This is a genomic window from Hydrotalea sp. GW822-HT8A01, from assembly GCF_058798575.1.
This window is the reverse complement of sequence record NZ_CM179506.1, coordinates 36,658-51,693: the sequence shown is the minus strand read 5'-3', so window position 1 is coordinate 51,693 and position 15,036 is coordinate 36,658. Positions and strand designations below refer to the sequence as shown.

Here is a 15,036-nt window from a genome sequence, read left to right as displayed (position 1 = left end):
CTTTATTTTTTTAAATTACAAAGTAATGATGCCGATTCAAAATCTAAATAAATGTCGCAAAAATGATGGTTTTGTAAAATGCTAGCCGGAAAATGATTGCTCACCTCATTTTGTAAACAATTTTTTACTGCCGGTGCTTTTCTGCGATCTGGGACAGAACAAATAATATTTTTAGATTTCATTATTTGTTTAATTGACATACTAATGGCCTGATGTGGTACTTCGTCTATGTTTTTAAACCAACCTTCATTGAGTTGTTGCTTTCTGCAATCATCATCTAAATTTACTATGATGTAGGGATATTCTGTTTCAAAATCAGCAGGCGGATCATTAAATGCTAAATGTCCATTTTCACCAATTCCAACTAAAGCAACATCTATTGGATATTGTTTGATTAAATTTGAAATACGACTACATTCTGTTAAAGCATCAGCTTCTCCATTAATCAGGTAAGTAGCTTTTAAAGGTGTAACCTGCTGCAGAAAACGCTCTTTTAAGTATTTTCTAAAGCTGGCACCATGTTTTTCCGAAATACCAATATATTCATCTAAATGAAACATTACCACTTTGTTCCACTCAATTGCTTTATCTGTAATTAAATATTTTAATGTTTCAAATTGACTTGCACCTGTGGCTAAAATTATATTGGCGCTGCCTTGCTCTTTAATAGTTGTCTTAATTAAACTTGCAGCCTTTTCACCTGCAGATTCCCCCAATGATGATTTACTAGATAGTATATGAATGTTCATATTGTTTTTTTTAATTAAAAAATATATTTGAGTTAGTTTTATATATATTTTTAAATGATGTATGATTGTTGATGAATGTGTTTTTTTCTTTTTCTGAAATTATACTTCCATGAATATTTCTTGCATTGGTAAATGTAATGTTTGCATTGTTAAGTGCTACTGCCTTAACTATGTTTCCCCAGTTTATAATAGCTTTCAAATGCACTGACATATTGTAATAATCATAATTTTTTTGTGCTTTAAACGAATAGCTTATAGGCACGTTTTCTAGTTCAATGTTCTTGATTTTATCGGGATAAAGGGCAGAAAAAAATATAACAGCCAATCCTGCTTCTTTTTCTGCTCTTAACATAATATTTGCAGATGGATTTATAAGTAATATAGAATCTATAATTTCATTCATTTGTTTAACCCACTCTCCAATTACTGTTTTCCCAATCCAATTAAGCGATCTCGATAAAGTATGAAATGGAGTCATTTGTTCATCAAAGTAATCTGCTATTGGAGATGTTTGTATGCCTGAACCAAAGAGATTCAATTGTAAGAAAAGGGTATTACTTTTAGTATCTATGGTATTGTGTTTGGTATTACACGAAATTTTATTACAATACCATTCAATACAAATGTTTTTTACTGAAATTACTGAAGATAGTTTATTTAATGTATAATTAGTATCATCCGAAATCTTTGATTCATTGATGCGAAGATTTTTTTTCAGTTTTTTTCGCTCTTCTTCAGAAGTAAATTGTAGTGATAATTTTTCTTGTTCAATTAAGATACTTTGGGTTTCCAGAAATTTACTCTGTGTGGTAATTTTAGGAATTCTTTCACCAATAGGGAAAACGCACAGATCACTTTTATGAAAATCTGGTTCTGAAAATTCATTTTGAATTTTTTGAGAAAATTTTTTTAGATGTTGATTAAACCAAAGCAACATTGCCTTTTGCATATCGAATGAATATTCATGTGCATTATTAAAAATTTGAACATGAAATAAAGAATCTGCTTTGTATAATTTATAAATTTCACCTGTATTTCGTGCAGTTTTAACCATTTCATGCGCACTAAAGGCTGCATGAGTTTCCTGAAGTGCATTACAGATGTTTAATGCTCTTGGAGCAATTAAACCCAATACCTGAAATTCTTCACAAAAAGTTAAGCCATCCGGCAGTAATTCACAAATGCAATTGTGTTCCATAACAAATGCTTCAAAAGTACCTACACTAACTACCGGTATTACTGCTTTTATTCTTTCATCTATAGCAGCCAACCACATGGCCTGATTTCCGCCACCGCTTTCGCCTGTTGCTCCAATATTGTTAATATCTACAATGTTTAATCCTGCCAGTAAATCTATGCATCTAATATTTTCCGAAATCTGAATACCTAATAAGGTTTCATTGATATTTAATAACGCTGCTCCCTTATTTGAACCATGATAATCTGATTCACCATGAATTTCTGAACGTTCTCCTGAACCAAATGAATCCATACATAAGCAAACAAATCCATTACTGGCTAAAAAATGGGCTCTGTTTTGAATTGATGAATCTAATCGGCCGTCTTTAATATGGCCATGTAAATTAATAACTGCAGGAAATGGTCCTTCTCCCTTGGGTATATACAAATTGGCAGTGGCATATACATTGGGTAGTGTTTGAAAATATATGTTTTGAATTGAATATGAATTCCTATGTAAAATTTTTGTAACACTCATTTCTATTGGTAAATCTTTGTAGAAATGAATATTGGCGCTTTCTATAATTTTATTGTAAATTTCTTTTTTTTGTTTTTCCCAGGCAGTAAGATCTGCAGCAGGCATATATTGCCTGAATAATTGCTTTGCTGCTTTTTTAAGATATAGATACACTTTGTCATTTTCTCTGGAAGGTGGTTCTTTTGATGTATTTATATTTGATATACTAATATCTTGATACATTGGATGTATAACTTTATTTTTCGGCAATTATTTTTCCTAGTTTGTATCCTTTTACAGAAAAGAATAAAATGAATGAATAAGCCGGAAGCAAGCATGCAAAAAATGCCAGTTTATAGCCTATTTGAGGAACATGTTTCAATGTTGCAAAAATTAACGGTAATATTGCCCCACCTGCGATACCCATAATTAAGAAGGCAGCGCCAATTTTGGTTTTTGAACCCAAACCATCTATTGCAAGTGGGAATATTGCAGGCCACATTAAAGAATTTGACAATCCTAGCATAGCAATAAACATAATAGCTAAATAACCATGAGATAAATAAATGGCTATAGTGAATGCAATACCAGATAGTGCACACAATGTTAATGCACCTTGTTGCGAAATATATCTTGGTATAGTAATTATGCCTGCAACATAACCTATTAACATACCGGTAAGGGTAAAGGAGGTAAAATATCTGGTTTCATTCAATGGTATTCCCATGGCATTCCCATAAATTCCAATTGCATCCCCTGCCAATACTTCTGTTCCTACATATAAAAATATACTTAATACACCTATCCAAAGGTGTGTATGGGAAAAAATACTTTTGTAAATTGTATTTGCTTCTTTTGTTTGATTAGATTGTTCTGTATCCTTTATTTCTGGTAATGATGATTGAAAAATGATAATGGCAAGCCCTAAAAGGACTATTGCCATAATTATGTAGGGGGCTTTTATTTTATTGGCTAACTCATTTAATAATACTATTTTTTCTGATAAACTAATATCTGTTGTTAAACCCCTCTCAACTATTTCAATATTGCCTAATAAAAGTGTACTTAATATTAAAGGACTAATTACACCTGCCAGCTTATTACTAATGCCCATAATGCTAATTCTTTTTGCTGCACTTTCAATAGGGCCTAATATACTGATGTAGGGATTAGCTGCAGTTTGTAAAAGTGCTAAACCAGCACCTTGCAAAAATAAGCCCGATAAAAACAGTCCAAAGTTTCTTGTGGTTGCTGCTGGTAAAAATAAAATTGTTCCTATCATCATAATTGCTAATCCCAATGCCATGCCATTTTTATAACCCGTTTTTTTTAAAATATAAGATGCAGGTATGGCAAGAAAAAAATAGGCCATGTAGGAAGCAGTTACCACAAAAAATGCTTGTGTGTCTGTTTGTAATTCACAAATAATTTTTAAGAAAGGAATTAAAGTGCCATTTAACCAGGTTACAAAACCAAATATGAAAAATAGTACACCAATAATAAAAATTGCATGTTTATTACTTTGTTTTGAAATCGCAAGGGTATTCATTTTTTAAAATAGTATTAATATTTATATTAAATAATTATAAATCTACATGTTTTAAAAAAGTTTAGCCATTTCCCGGTTATACCATTCTATGTTTTCTTCTACATCTGGTATATTATTCAACCAGTTTTGTTCATGTTCAATGGATATTTGGCCTCTATAATTTTGCTTTTTTAATTCTATAAAAATGCCATTCAGATTAATCACTCCATTTCCCAAAACCATATTATTGGCATCAATTTTATTATATCCATCTACATCTTTTAAATGTACATCGGCAATTTTACCCTTCAACATTTGAATACATTCTACGGGGTTTAAACCACTTCTTTCCCAATGTCCGATATCTGCACAGGTAAATATGTTTGGATGATGCTGTAGTGCTGCTAATACTGAATCCGGATGCCAATAGGGTGCTGGTTTTGGATGATTGTGAATGGCAATTTTCATTCCGTAAACTCCTGCTAAACTATCAGCATAATCTAAATCCTGTTGTCTTGGTTCTGCTGTTAATATTTTTATTCCCATTTCATTTGCAAATGCAAATATTTTATCCCACTCATTTTTACCGGAGGGGTTGAGTACACCAAAACCTACCAGTATCATTTTTTTATTAGTTAGCAGCTGTTTTACAAAATTTTTTGATTTTTCAGACATGTTTATATTGAAAGAATCAGAATAGACACTTCCGATAGATTGACCGGAATACGCTTCAATGTAAGTTAATCCACAACTGTCGGCTTTTTCAATAGCAGTAATGAATGGATAGAGATGGAATGTCCATAACTGAATACCTAAATGCCATGGTGGTGTATTTTCTATGGTATTTTTACTATTTCCCTTTGTGTTACACGATATATTTAACACTAACAGAAAAATTAGTATTGCGTTCAGGATTATTTTAAATAGTTGTTGCATGATTGATTTATATGTTTCTTTTTTTTAATTCTTCAAATGCGTAATTAGCTGCACGTACGGTAAATGCCATATATGTTAATGATGGATTTTGACAGGCCGATGAAACCATAAAGGATCCATCTGTTACAAATACATTTTTTGCATCCCATACTTGGTTCCATTTGTTCAGTACTGAATTTCTGGGACTATCACCCATTCGGGCTGTTCCCATTTCGTGAATGGCTCTACCGGGTGCTCCTGCATTATCATTGGTTTGTATATTTTTAACACCCATGTTTTCTAACATTTCAGCAGCATCATTTAACATGTCTCTACGCATACTTATTTCATTTTCTTTAATTTCACAGTCAATGGCTAAAACGGGCAATCCCCATTTGTCTGTTTTATATTTATCTAATACAACCTTGTTTTCATGATAGGGTAACATTTCACCAAATGCACCCATACCAAATTTCCATTTCCCGGGTTCAGATAGATTTTCTTTTAAATTTATTCCTATAGAATATTCGGCAACATCTCTGTTCCAACCTTCTCGGCTGGCGCTTCCCTGATAACCAAATCCACGTAAATAATTTCTTTTATCTCCAAATAAATTTCTAAATCGGGGGATATAAATTCCATTGGCTCTTCTTCCATAATAGTATTTATCTTCAAACCCCTCTATTTCTCCAGATGCATCAATGCCAACATGATGGTCCATTAAATTATGGCCTAATTCTCCGGAACTGCTTCCTAGGCCGTCGGGCCATATTTCAGTTGCTGAGTTCATCAGTATCCAAGTACTATTGAGTGTAGATGCATTTAAAAATATAATTTTAGCATTGAATACATAAGTTTTATTACTTTGTGCGTCAATAATCTCTACTCCAGTTGCTTTTTTTTTGTCTTTATCATACAATATTCTGGTTACAATACCCCAAGTTCTAATTGTAAGATTTTTTGTAGCTAATGCAGCTGGCAGGGTTGATGATTGCGTGCTAAAATATCCACCAAATGGGCATCCTAAAGCACATTTATCTCTATACTGGCATTTGGTTCGTCCTGGCAAATTATGGGTAAGGTTAGCTGAACGACCAATAATCATTGTTCTACTGTTCTTGTAATAGGCTTTTAATTTCTGAGCAAGATTTTTTTCCACAACATTCATTTGCATTGGGGGTTGAAACAACCCATCCGGTAATTGTGCTAAATTTTCTATTGAACCATTTATGCCTGCAAACTTTTCAACATAACTGTACCAAGGTGCAATTTCTTTGTAACGTACCGGCCAATCAATGGCTATTCCATCTTTTGCGTTGGCTTCAAAATCAAAATCGCTCCATCGGTAACTTTGTCTGCCCCACATGATTGATCTACCACCCATCTGATAACTCCTAAACCAATCAAAGCGTTTAATTTCTGTATAAGGACAGCCTTGTTCATTAGGCCAGTAATCCATAATATTTTCGTCCATTAAGTAATCCCTGCTCAGAACGGGGTAAGCTTTTATCATTGCTTGTGATCTTTCTCCCCGATGTGGCCAATCCCAAAATTCTTTATTTGCGTTTACATAATCTTTTATATGCTCAAAATTTCTACCTCTTTCTAATAATAAAACTTTTAATCCTTTTTCGGTTAATTCTTTGGTAGCCCATCCACCTGAAATCCCACTTCCTATTACTATAGCATCAAAATCTGTATTTTCCATTAAACATTATTTTAAAAAATTTTATTTAAAATATTCTTGCTGAGATAGTGTTGAAAATTAGATATTTTTTCTTCATATCTATTTAGTAATACAATTTGATTTTTTGCTCGATTGTAATTCTGAAGTGGGTATTTTGCGCCATAATAAATATTGTTTTCCAGATAATCAGTTAGGAACCGAAGTGCCTGCATATAAATCATAAATTGTCCGGAGAAAATAAATTCTTTTAATTCTTCATCAAACAAGGCGCTATTCATTTCCTCTAAATACCCTTTTGCAATAGCTGTAAAGTAATTTTCACGAATACTAATTTTATTAAAATCAGTTTCATTTTCATCAGCAGAAGATAAATAAGTACGCATCATATCGCCAATATCGCTTATATAATAACCCGGCATAATGGTGTCTAGGTCAATAATACAAATACCTTTATCATTATTATCAAATAATACGTTATTTATTTTTGTGTCGTGATGAATTACCCTTTTTTTGAAATTTGGATTGGTTATTATTGATTCATAGTTTTCTACTATATATTTTTTTGCCTGCAATTCCCTAATTAAATTATAAGCAAATGCTTTTTTCTCCGGTTCAGACAACTCAAGTGCATTTTCAAATTGTTTGTAACGGAAAGTAAGATTATGAAAATTTGGAATTGTTGTTTTAATTAGGTGAATATCTAAGTCGACACATAATTTAGTAAATTTCCCAAATTGTTTAGCTGCCTCATAAGCTAAATTTTCATTGTCAATAGTGTTATAAACATATGAATTGGCTATATATTCATAAGCCCTGTAGTATTCATCCTGTATGTTAAAAAGTGTTTGCCCCATTGGGTTGCTGAGTGGTTTTGTAAATATATATTCCGGAAAATACTTTGAAAAATATTTGGAAAGAGTATTTAAGTTGTGATTTATGTTTTCAGGGTATTTAAAAATGTTCGTATTTATTTTTTGAGCAATAATTTTTTTATTTTTTAAACTAACCAACCAGGTTCGATTAACCAAACCATTGCCAAATGATTCAATTTGTACTACTTCATTTTCAACCTGTAATTCCTTTAAAAATTTTGCTAATCCGTTCATTAAGCTTACTTTATTAGAAACTTAAATTTACCACAATTCAAATTGATTATAGGTTGCAAACGTTTGTGTAAAATGATACAATTGAAAGGTTCTTAATTGTATTCAATTAGCTTGGAATCCAGAATTATTTTATAGAAGGCATTATTTTCAGCATCTTCATTATGTTTATTTTTTATGATATCTAAGATTACCTCTGTTGCTTTTTTCCCCTGCAAATAAGGAAATTGCTCAACCGATGCATTTGGTTTGTATTTTAAAAACTGCATCATTGGTAAATTTGCGTAACTTACTATAGCTGGTTTGTGATCTGTAGCGGTAACGTCTAATTCCTGCATAATTTCAAGTGCGAGGTTATCATGAAATGCAACAATGGCGGTAACTTTTCTTTTATTTTTTAAAATTTCGTGCAAGGCTTTTATATTGCCCTCTTTGGTCAAGTCTGAATTAACTACCAGCGATGGATCAAATTTTAATCTGTTTTTGAGTAATGCCTGTTGATACCCTTCTAATCTTTCTTTTGATGCTGCCAGTTTTTCCGGACCATTGATTAAACCAATTACACGATGCCCTTTCTTTAATAAATAGCTAACAGCCTGAATGCTGCCCGATATAATATTACAGGATACTGTGTGTATTTCCTTTATATTAGGTATGCAATCGAAAAAAACAATGGGTATATTACTTTTTTTAAACTTCTCAAAATGCTCATAATTATTGGTGTTTTTTGCCATTGATATAATTAAACCATCCACTCTGTGTTTGCGCATAGATTCTACTAACATTATTTCACGTTCCATGCTGTCTAATGACTGGCCGAGTAATACAACATAATCATTTTTTATGGCAACTTCTTCAATGCCACTGATTGCAGCGGGGAAAAAGGATTCGGCCAGATGCGGTAATATTACCCCAATGGTATAGGTTTTACCCTGTTGTAAAAAAACTGCTGTTTGATTGGGCTCATAACCCATTTCTTCTGCAAGTTTTTTTACTTTTAATTTAGTACCTAAACCAATACTTGGATGATCGTGTAAAGCTCTTGAAACTGTTGAAAAGGATATGTTTAATTTTTTCGCAATTTCTTTTATGGTAGGGCTTCCTTTTTGCATAATTTAAATTACTGTTTTATACCAATATAAACATTTCTTTTTTTAATATTGCTTTAAAAATTGCGAATAATATTTTTTAAATAAATTATTGGCTATTATTATACTGTTTCCCTTCGGTATATTCGAATATTTTTTTGTTTGATTTACCCATTGCCATTCCCAATTTTTTATTTGTTCCTCAAATTCTTTTTGTTTAATTGTAATGTTTTCATTCCAATTAATTTTTAAAAATTGAAAATATTGTATCCATCTTTGCTTATAAAAGTCTTTAATTAATCCTGCCCATTGGGTTGAAGGCTCCCCATTTTTAGTACAGTATAAAAGTAGAATATTTTTTTCTTTTAGTTCTGATATTAATCATGCTTTTGGGCGTAGTGAAGCGAAGGCGTAGCCGAAGCGTAACGAAGCCCAAAAGCAGTGGCCTCGCTGCTCTCTATTGCTTGTTCCCTGTACAGGGCCGGAGGTAAACCTCCCAAGGCATCATGGGGCCGCTGGAGATTGTAATCGTACATAAACGTTTCGTTTATCTCACGAACTTCATCAAGGCTGTCGAACAAGTAGGCATCCAATACTTTTTCCCGGTAGGTACGATTAAACCGCTCTATATACGCATTTTGCGATGGCTTGCCTGGTTGTATGTACTTAAAATCAATCTCGTTCGCTTCGCTCCATCGTTTTGCTATCCCGGCAATGAACTCCGGACCATTATCCATACGTATCTTTTTAGGTTTGCCGTACCGGGCTATCAAGTGTTTTAATACCCATAGTACACGGCTGCTCTTCAGTGAATAATCTGTTTCAATAAAAAGGATCTCCCGGTTATAGTCATCAATCACATTGAATGAACGGAACTTCCGACCATTGCTTAAGGCATCACTCATAAAATCAATACTCCAGGTTTGATTAAAGGAGGAAGGAACTTCCAGTTTCTCCCTGATGCGTGCCGGCAGGCGCTTCCTGCATTTACGCTTCATCCTTAGCCCTAACTGCTTGTAAATCCTGTACACTCTTTTGTGATTCACTTTATGGCCCTGTAACCCGATCCGCCCATAGAACTTCCAGAAACCTTCTTCTTCCACTGTTTGACAAAGATGCTGCAACAGGTGTATCACTGTGCTATCATCTTTTACAGACTTGTATTGAAGAGAGCTGCGGCTTATTTGTAGTATACGACACGCCTTGCCGATGTCTTTTGGCCGCTCTTCCCGCAGCTGTTCCACCATCACTCGTTTATCGCAAGGCTTTAAAGCTTTTTTTCAATGATATTTTGCCCAATAATTGCAAGGGGCATATTAATACCGTTTAATGCCATCCAGTCAATTTCTTTCTCCCATCTATTCCAATCCCACCAGGTCATAGTATAATTGTTTGTGCAATAATTAATATAATATCTGTACTGATAGGGACTGTTACAAACTATTTTCTTTTTTAATAAAGGTAGTTTTTGGGGTAATTTTAAATTTGTTCCATTCCAACTTATATCGCAATGAATTATATTTTTTAAATAATAATACAAGGCGCTTGCAATGCTAACATTGTTATTGCCCACTAACAGAATTTTATTATTTTCTGTATATATTTCAAAAAAATATTTACCTGAAGTTGATTCTTTATAACTAACATTAAATGATGATGCATGTGTGGGGATAATTCTTTTAATTAGTTGTAAAATAGCATCTTTATTTTGTGCATGAAGCTTTGGTGAAAATGCAATGATAACAACTATAAAATATATTCTGCGCATAATAAGTATTTGTTGTATTAAAATAAAAAGTTCCGAAATAGACATAACGGAACTGATTGCTTTATGAAAAAACTGAAAAGACTAGAGCGTATCTCAAAAGTAGTTTCTTAATAATGTAACTGTACAAGCTAATTGTACAAATCCGAGAAAATTGGCATCATAGTGATCAAATCTTGTTTGACAACGTCGAAACTGCTGAATCCAGGCAAAGACTCTTTTGATCTTCCACCTGTTTTTGTATCGTCGTAATTCACGTCTATCCTGTGTGGCCTTTTTCACCCGGTTGGTTTTATGTGGAGCGATCATTTTGATGCGGTTCCCTTTAAGTATTTTATCAAGAGGATCACTATCATAAGCCATATCCCCAATCAAGCGTTTAGGCTTTGTTCGCGTAAATCGTTTTGATATCGTTTTTTCAACGAGTTTAATCTCATGGGTACTTGCTTCATGTGTGGAAATGGCGATAGGAAGACCATTACGGTCTGCAATTGCCATGAGCTTCGTACCCTTGCCCCGCTTAGTTTTCCCAACTCCAAAGCCCCTTTTTTAGCCGCTGAAAAGCTGCCGTCAATATAACATTCTGCCAAATCAATCTTTCCCCTAGTTTTTAAATCCACCGCCAGGCGACTTAATATCTGCTCCCATAGCAAACACTTTACCCATTCCTGAAATCGCCGGTGACAGGTCTGATAAGGTGGATATCGATCTGGCAGGTCTTTCCATGGTGCCCCGGTTCTACATATCCATAATATCCCATTTAAAATTGCTCTATCATCTACTCGAGGACGTCCGGCTATCTTTTTGGCCGGAATATTTTTTTCAATCAACCCACAGATCAAGTCCCATTGTTCGTTTGTGATATCCATAAATGTCGTTTCTCTTATAAACGGCAAATTCATTCAATTTATTACAAAAAACATACTTTTGAGATATGCTCTAATAATCATCATTTAGTGCAAACGTATTTTTTCTTGTTTTCCAAGCACCTTTTGTAAAATCAGGAATATCCTGCAAGGTTCCCCCTTGAGCAATAGAGGTTCTGCTAATAGGCGTTATGGAGTACCAGGTAGCTAAATCATATACATCTAAGGGAAAATTAATGTTTCTTTTTATACATTCAACAAATGCATTATCTACAAAAAAATCCATTCCACCATGTCCAGAACCTACAGCTTCATTAGCATATTTTTTCCAAAGCGGATGATCATATTGCTCCATATATTTTTTTGGGTTTTCCCAAGTTTCAGCGGGGCTTTTATCTTCAAAATAAATTAAACCCTTATCAAATTCGCCGGCTGAAAATTCTTGCCAAAGTCCATTTGTGCCTTGTACTTTAAAACCTAAATTATAGGGGCGAGGCGATGAAGTTGATAATGTTATAACTATAGTTTGTCCATTATGCGTTTGTATTTGTGTAGTTACAATGTCGCCTTGTTTAAATTTCAGTTTTGCATTTGGGCTATTGGGGCCACCCAATGGGTTTTTAGCAACATATCTGTTAAATCCTTTTGCAGGCGTAGCTATGCTCGATAACTTGGTTAGTCTATTTCCTCTGTTAATATCAATCATCATGGCAACAGGCCCTAAGCCATGTGTTGGGTAATTGTCTTCATTTTCTTTTACATAGTATTCGGTTCTCCACTTTGCTGATCCTTTAGCTGTAGGGCCAAAAGTTACACCTGAACAACATTTATCTGCAGTGTTAAATAACTCTGCACGTAAATCGTGTTGATATCCACCTTCAACATGTAATACATCTTCGAATAAACCTTGGCGAACCATGTTTAGAACAGCCATAATGTCTCTTCTATAGCAAACGTTTTCCAAAATCATTACAGGTATTTTTGTTTTTTCATAGGCATTTACAATATCCCAGCAATCTTGAAGTTGTAATGCGCCAGAAACTTCCAAGCCAACTGCTATTTTATTTTGCATGGCATATAATGCCTGGGGTATGTGCCATTCCCAAGGCGAGGCTATAATTACACTGTCAATATCTTTCCTGTCGAGTAATCTTTTATAATCATTGGGTCCGTTATTATATGCCTTAACTGGGCTTTTACCATATTTAGCCAAAACTTCTTGTGCCCTACTAATGCTGTGCTCATCAGGATCAGCAATTGCTATTACATTAACATCATTTCTTTTTAGCATTTGTTCTAAATGTAATTTGCCTCTGGCCCCTACACCAATAATAGCAACATTTATTTTTTCTTTTTTTATGGATGCAAAAGATAAAATTGGATTAGAAAGAAGCGCAATACCTGCGCCAGTTAACGCAGTATTTTTAATAAATTTTCTACGGTTGTACATTGCAATCTACTTTTAGTTTTATTGAATAAAGTAAACTTAACTGAATTTTTAACTACTCGGATATGCAAACGTTAGCGGAAAATATGGTTTTAAAGGTTTGAATCTTAAAGTTGAACTAATAATTTCATAAAAAAAGTTAACAGAGTTTCATTGAATGCATCCAAGAAATAACCTGTTCCGGCCATTTATAAAGCCATTTATCATTTTCAGGTATTCCAAATCCATGGCCACCATGATCATAAATAAATAAGGCACTTTGAATATTAAAATGTAAAAGTTGCTGAAAATAAAGAATGCTATTTTGTACAGATACTAATTCATCATTAAATGCATGAATTAAAATAGTAGGAGGTGTATTAGGTGTAATGTTTTTTTCTGCTGATAATAAATGAATTTGATTTTTTGTTGGTGATTCACCCAATACCATTCTTCTACTTAATTTATGGACATATGGTTCTTCCATAGTTATAACTGGGTAAATTAGAATAGAAAATGCAGGAATTTTTTTAGCATGCGATTTTGCGTTTAAAGTAGAAACAGTTGCTGCTAAATGACCTCCAGCAGAAAACCCCATAATCCCAATATTCTGTTTGTTTATTTGTAACGCAGGTGCTAATTCATGAATAATTTGTAATGCTTTATTAGCATCATTATATTGTGCCGGATAAAGATATCCTTTTTGTTCTTCATTATTCAGGCGATAGTGTAAAATAAATATATCAATTTCATTTTTATTGAAAAAAAGTGCCGGAGTAGTACCCTCAAGTTCCCAACTAAGTTTTGTATAGGCACCACCCGGACATATTAGTATAGCTGTTTTATTCGTAGAAGTGCCATTGGATGGATAATACTCAATATATGGAATTTCATCATCAGCTTGCATCTTTAATAACTCTATTTCAGTTTTTGAATAGAGATATATTTTGTCACTTTTGTTAAGCATAAATTTTATTGCAAATGGTAAATTGGATACACTATAATCAATTTATAAAACATTGAATTCACTTTTCCAATTCTCAATTTTTTTGTTATATAATGCTTCATTAGAAAGGCAAACTGAAATGGCTGATTTAGCTCCGGCTACAACATCAACCAATGGTTGCTTCTTTTCAGTAATGCATTTATAGAAATCTTCGAATGCATACCAAGTGGCTTCTTTCATTGGGGTTTTTAAAATTGGAATTCCTCCGTCTTTTTTCCACTCAATTTTCGTTGCACCGGCAACACCATCAACCGTTTCAAGTTGTTTTTTAGTTTCTGCTTCCGGGTAATAATATCCTTCTTCAAATAATAGTTCTACTGTTCCTTTTGAACCTTTTATTTTAAAAATAAAGCCATCCCTTGAATTTGCACAAGTGGCCCCATAATTCCCAATCATCTTATCCTTTTCGTATCTAAGCATTACTTGCACATTATCAAATGTTTCTCTGCCATCATTATAAAAATCAATACCACCGGTTGAGAAAATGTAATCAGGATGTGTGTTAAATGCCCAATTCACAAATTCTATTTGATGTGCTAATATCTCAGCGGTTAAGCCACCTGAATAAGCTTTGTACATTCTCCAATTGATTATTTTTTCCAAATTCGGATCTGTAACTGGTTTCCTCCAATTAGAATTTCTGTCATATCTACAGTCTATTTGTGTAACTTTTCCAAGATGTCCTTTTTGTATCATTTCATATACTCGTTGATATAAAGGAGTATAAGGAAGTTGATGACCAATTTGCAATATTTGGTTAGGATGCTGCTTAGCTTGATGCACAAGGTTAATGGCCTGATCAATTGTAAAGGTCATTGTTTTTTCCAAATAAATGTGTTTGCCTGCATGCAAAGCATCTGCCGCCATTTTATAATGTAAATAAAGTGGTGTTGCAATAATAACTGCATCAACGTTTTTATCTTCTAATAACTGCAAATAATTTTTATATGCTATTGCTTTTGGTACCAACTTACTTGCTTCTTGTAATCTAAAATCTAAAATATCACAGATGGCTACAACCCGAAATTTATCAATCATTTTTGTTATAACATCATCAATGATACCATTTCCACGACCTCCACATCCGATAAGACCGATATTAATTATTTCATTTGAAGTGAATGTATTCTGATACTTTAAGTGTTTCTGTATTAGCATGCTTCCGGTTAGCAAAGTAGAGTTTTTAATAAAGCTTCTTCTTTTCATT

14 protein-coding genes are annotated in these 15,036 nt (G+C 33.4%); all 14 read right to left on the bottom strand.

All coding sequences use genetic code 11. The annotated features are described in order from the left end of the window. Nucleotides 1-2: 2 nt before the first annotated feature. Nucleotides 3-749, bottom strand: coding sequence for a glucosamine-6-phosphate deaminase (locus AC3QLY_RS00185; RefSeq protein ID WP_492990200.1), 747 nt, complete (start codon nucleotides 747-749; stop codon nucleotides 3-5). A 10-nt stretch (nucleotides 750-759) separates the two neighbouring features. Then, nucleotides 760-2,466 carry an alpha/beta hydrolase family protein gene (locus AC3QLY_RS00180; protein ID WP_492991273.1) on the bottom strand — a complete coding sequence of 569 codons (1,707 nt, stop codon included), beginning with the start codon at nucleotides 2,464-2,466 and terminating at the stop codon, nucleotides 760-762. A 235-nt stretch (nucleotides 2,467-2,701) separates the two neighbouring features. Next, on the bottom strand, nucleotides 2,702-3,994 hold the full coding sequence (locus AC3QLY_RS00175; RefSeq protein WP_492990198.1) for a sugar MFS transporter: 1,293 nt from the start codon (nucleotides 3,992-3,994) through the stop codon (nucleotides 2,702-2,704). 51 nt (nucleotides 3,995-4,045) lie between these two features. Next, nucleotides 4,046-4,909 (bottom strand): sugar phosphate isomerase/epimerase family protein, encoded by an 864-nt coding sequence (locus AC3QLY_RS00170; RefSeq protein ID WP_492990196.1) that lies wholly within the window; start codon nucleotides 4,907-4,909, stop codon nucleotides 4,046-4,048. A 7-nt stretch (nucleotides 4,910-4,916) separates the two neighbouring features. After that, nucleotides 4,917-6,596 (bottom strand): GMC oxidoreductase, encoded by a 1,680-nt coding sequence (locus AC3QLY_RS00165; RefSeq protein ID WP_492990194.1) that lies wholly within the window; start codon nucleotides 6,594-6,596, stop codon nucleotides 4,917-4,919. Between the two features lie 11 nt (nucleotides 6,597-6,607). Continuing rightward, nucleotides 6,608-7,585 (bottom strand): phosphotransferase enzyme family protein, encoded by a 978-nt coding sequence (locus tag AC3QLY_RS00160; RefSeq protein WP_492990192.1) that lies wholly within the window; start codon nucleotides 7,583-7,585, stop codon nucleotides 6,608-6,610. A 188-nt stretch (nucleotides 7,586-7,773) separates the two neighbouring features. Further along, nucleotides 7,774-8,790: a LacI family DNA-binding transcriptional regulator gene (locus tag AC3QLY_RS00155; protein WP_492990190.1), complete on the bottom strand. Its 1,017-nt coding sequence runs from the start codon at nucleotides 8,788-8,790 to the stop codon at nucleotides 7,774-7,776. Nucleotides 8,791-8,832: 42 nt separating this feature from the next. After that, complete coding sequence (locus AC3QLY_RS00150) at nucleotides 8,833-9,120, bottom strand: alpha-N-acetylglucosaminidase C-terminal domain-containing protein (protein ID WP_492991271.1); 288 nt, start codon at nucleotides 9,118-9,120, stop codon at nucleotides 8,833-8,835. A gap of 23 nt (nucleotides 9,121-9,143) precedes the next feature. Beyond that, nucleotides 9,144-10,013 carry an IS3 family transposase gene (locus AC3QLY_RS00145; RefSeq protein WP_492990188.1) on the bottom strand — a complete coding sequence of 290 codons (870 nt, stop codon included), beginning with the start codon at nucleotides 10,011-10,013 and terminating at the stop codon, nucleotides 9,144-9,146. A gap of 20 nt (nucleotides 10,014-10,033) precedes the next feature. After that, complete coding sequence (locus tag AC3QLY_RS00140) at nucleotides 10,034-10,534, bottom strand: alpha-N-acetylglucosaminidase N-terminal domain-containing protein (RefSeq protein WP_492990186.1); 501 nt, start codon at nucleotides 10,532-10,534, stop codon at nucleotides 10,034-10,036. Nucleotides 10,535-10,627: 93 nt separating this feature from the next. Beyond that, a protein-coding gene (locus AC3QLY_RS00135; protein WP_492991269.1) for an IS5 family transposase occupies nucleotides 10,628-11,400 on the bottom strand; the annotation gives its coding sequence in 2 pieces (ribosomal slippage) (nucleotides 10,628-11,064 and nucleotides 11,064-11,400; 774 coding nt in all). 70 nt (nucleotides 11,401-11,470) lie between these two features. Then, a complete protein-coding gene (locus tag AC3QLY_RS00130; protein ID WP_492990184.1) occupies nucleotides 11,471-12,847 on the bottom strand; it encodes a Gfo/Idh/MocA family protein in 1,377 nt (458 codons plus the stop codon). Between the two features lie 136 nt (nucleotides 12,848-12,983). Next, complete coding sequence (locus tag AC3QLY_RS00125) at nucleotides 12,984-13,790, bottom strand: alpha/beta hydrolase (protein WP_492990182.1); 807 nt, start codon at nucleotides 13,788-13,790, stop codon at nucleotides 12,984-12,986. A gap of 42 nt (nucleotides 13,791-13,832) precedes the next feature. After that, a complete protein-coding gene (locus tag AC3QLY_RS00120; RefSeq protein WP_492990180.1) occupies nucleotides 13,833-15,035 on the bottom strand; it encodes a Gfo/Idh/MocA family protein in 1,203 nt (400 codons plus the stop codon). Nucleotide 15,036 lies beyond the last annotated feature (1 nt).

Coding starts and splice junctions, on each gene's coding strand:
- AC3QLY_RS00185 (WP_492990200.1), bottom strand. CDS start 749: ATGAACATTCATATACTATCTAGTAAATCATCATTGGGGGAATCTGCA.
- AC3QLY_RS00180 (WP_492991273.1), bottom strand. CDS start 2,466: ATGAGTGTTACAAAAATTTTACATAGGAATTCATATTCAATTCAAAAC.
- AC3QLY_RS00175 (WP_492990198.1), bottom strand. CDS start 3,994: ATGAATACCCTTGCGATTTCAAAACAAAGTAATAAACATGCAATTTTT.
- AC3QLY_RS00170 (WP_492990196.1), bottom strand. CDS start 4,909: ATGCAACAACTATTTAAAATAATCCTGAACGCAATACTAATTTTTCTG.
- AC3QLY_RS00165 (WP_492990194.1), bottom strand. CDS start 6,596: ATGGAAAATACAGATTTTGATGCTATAGTAATAGGAAGTGGGATTTCA.
- AC3QLY_RS00155 (WP_492990190.1), bottom strand. CDS start 8,790: ATGCAAAAAGGAAGCCCTACCATAAAAGAAATTGCGAAAAAATTAAAC.
- AC3QLY_RS00145 (WP_492990188.1), bottom strand. CDS start 10,013: ATGGTGGAACAGCTGCGGGAAGAGCGGCCAAAAGACATCGGCAAGGCG.
- AC3QLY_RS00140 (WP_492990186.1), bottom strand. CDS start 10,534: ATGCGCAGAATATATTTTATAGTTGTTATCATTGCATTTTCACCAAAG.
- AC3QLY_RS00130 (WP_492990184.1), bottom strand. CDS start 12,847: ATGTACAACCGTAGAAAATTTATTAAAAATACTGCGTTAACTGGCGCA.
- AC3QLY_RS00125 (WP_492990182.1), bottom strand. CDS start 13,790: ATGCTTAACAAAAGTGACAAAATATATCTCTATTCAAAAACTGAAATA.
- AC3QLY_RS00120 (WP_492990180.1), bottom strand. CDS start 15,035: ATGAAAAGAAGAAGCTTTATTAAAAACTCTACTTTGCTAACCGGAAGC.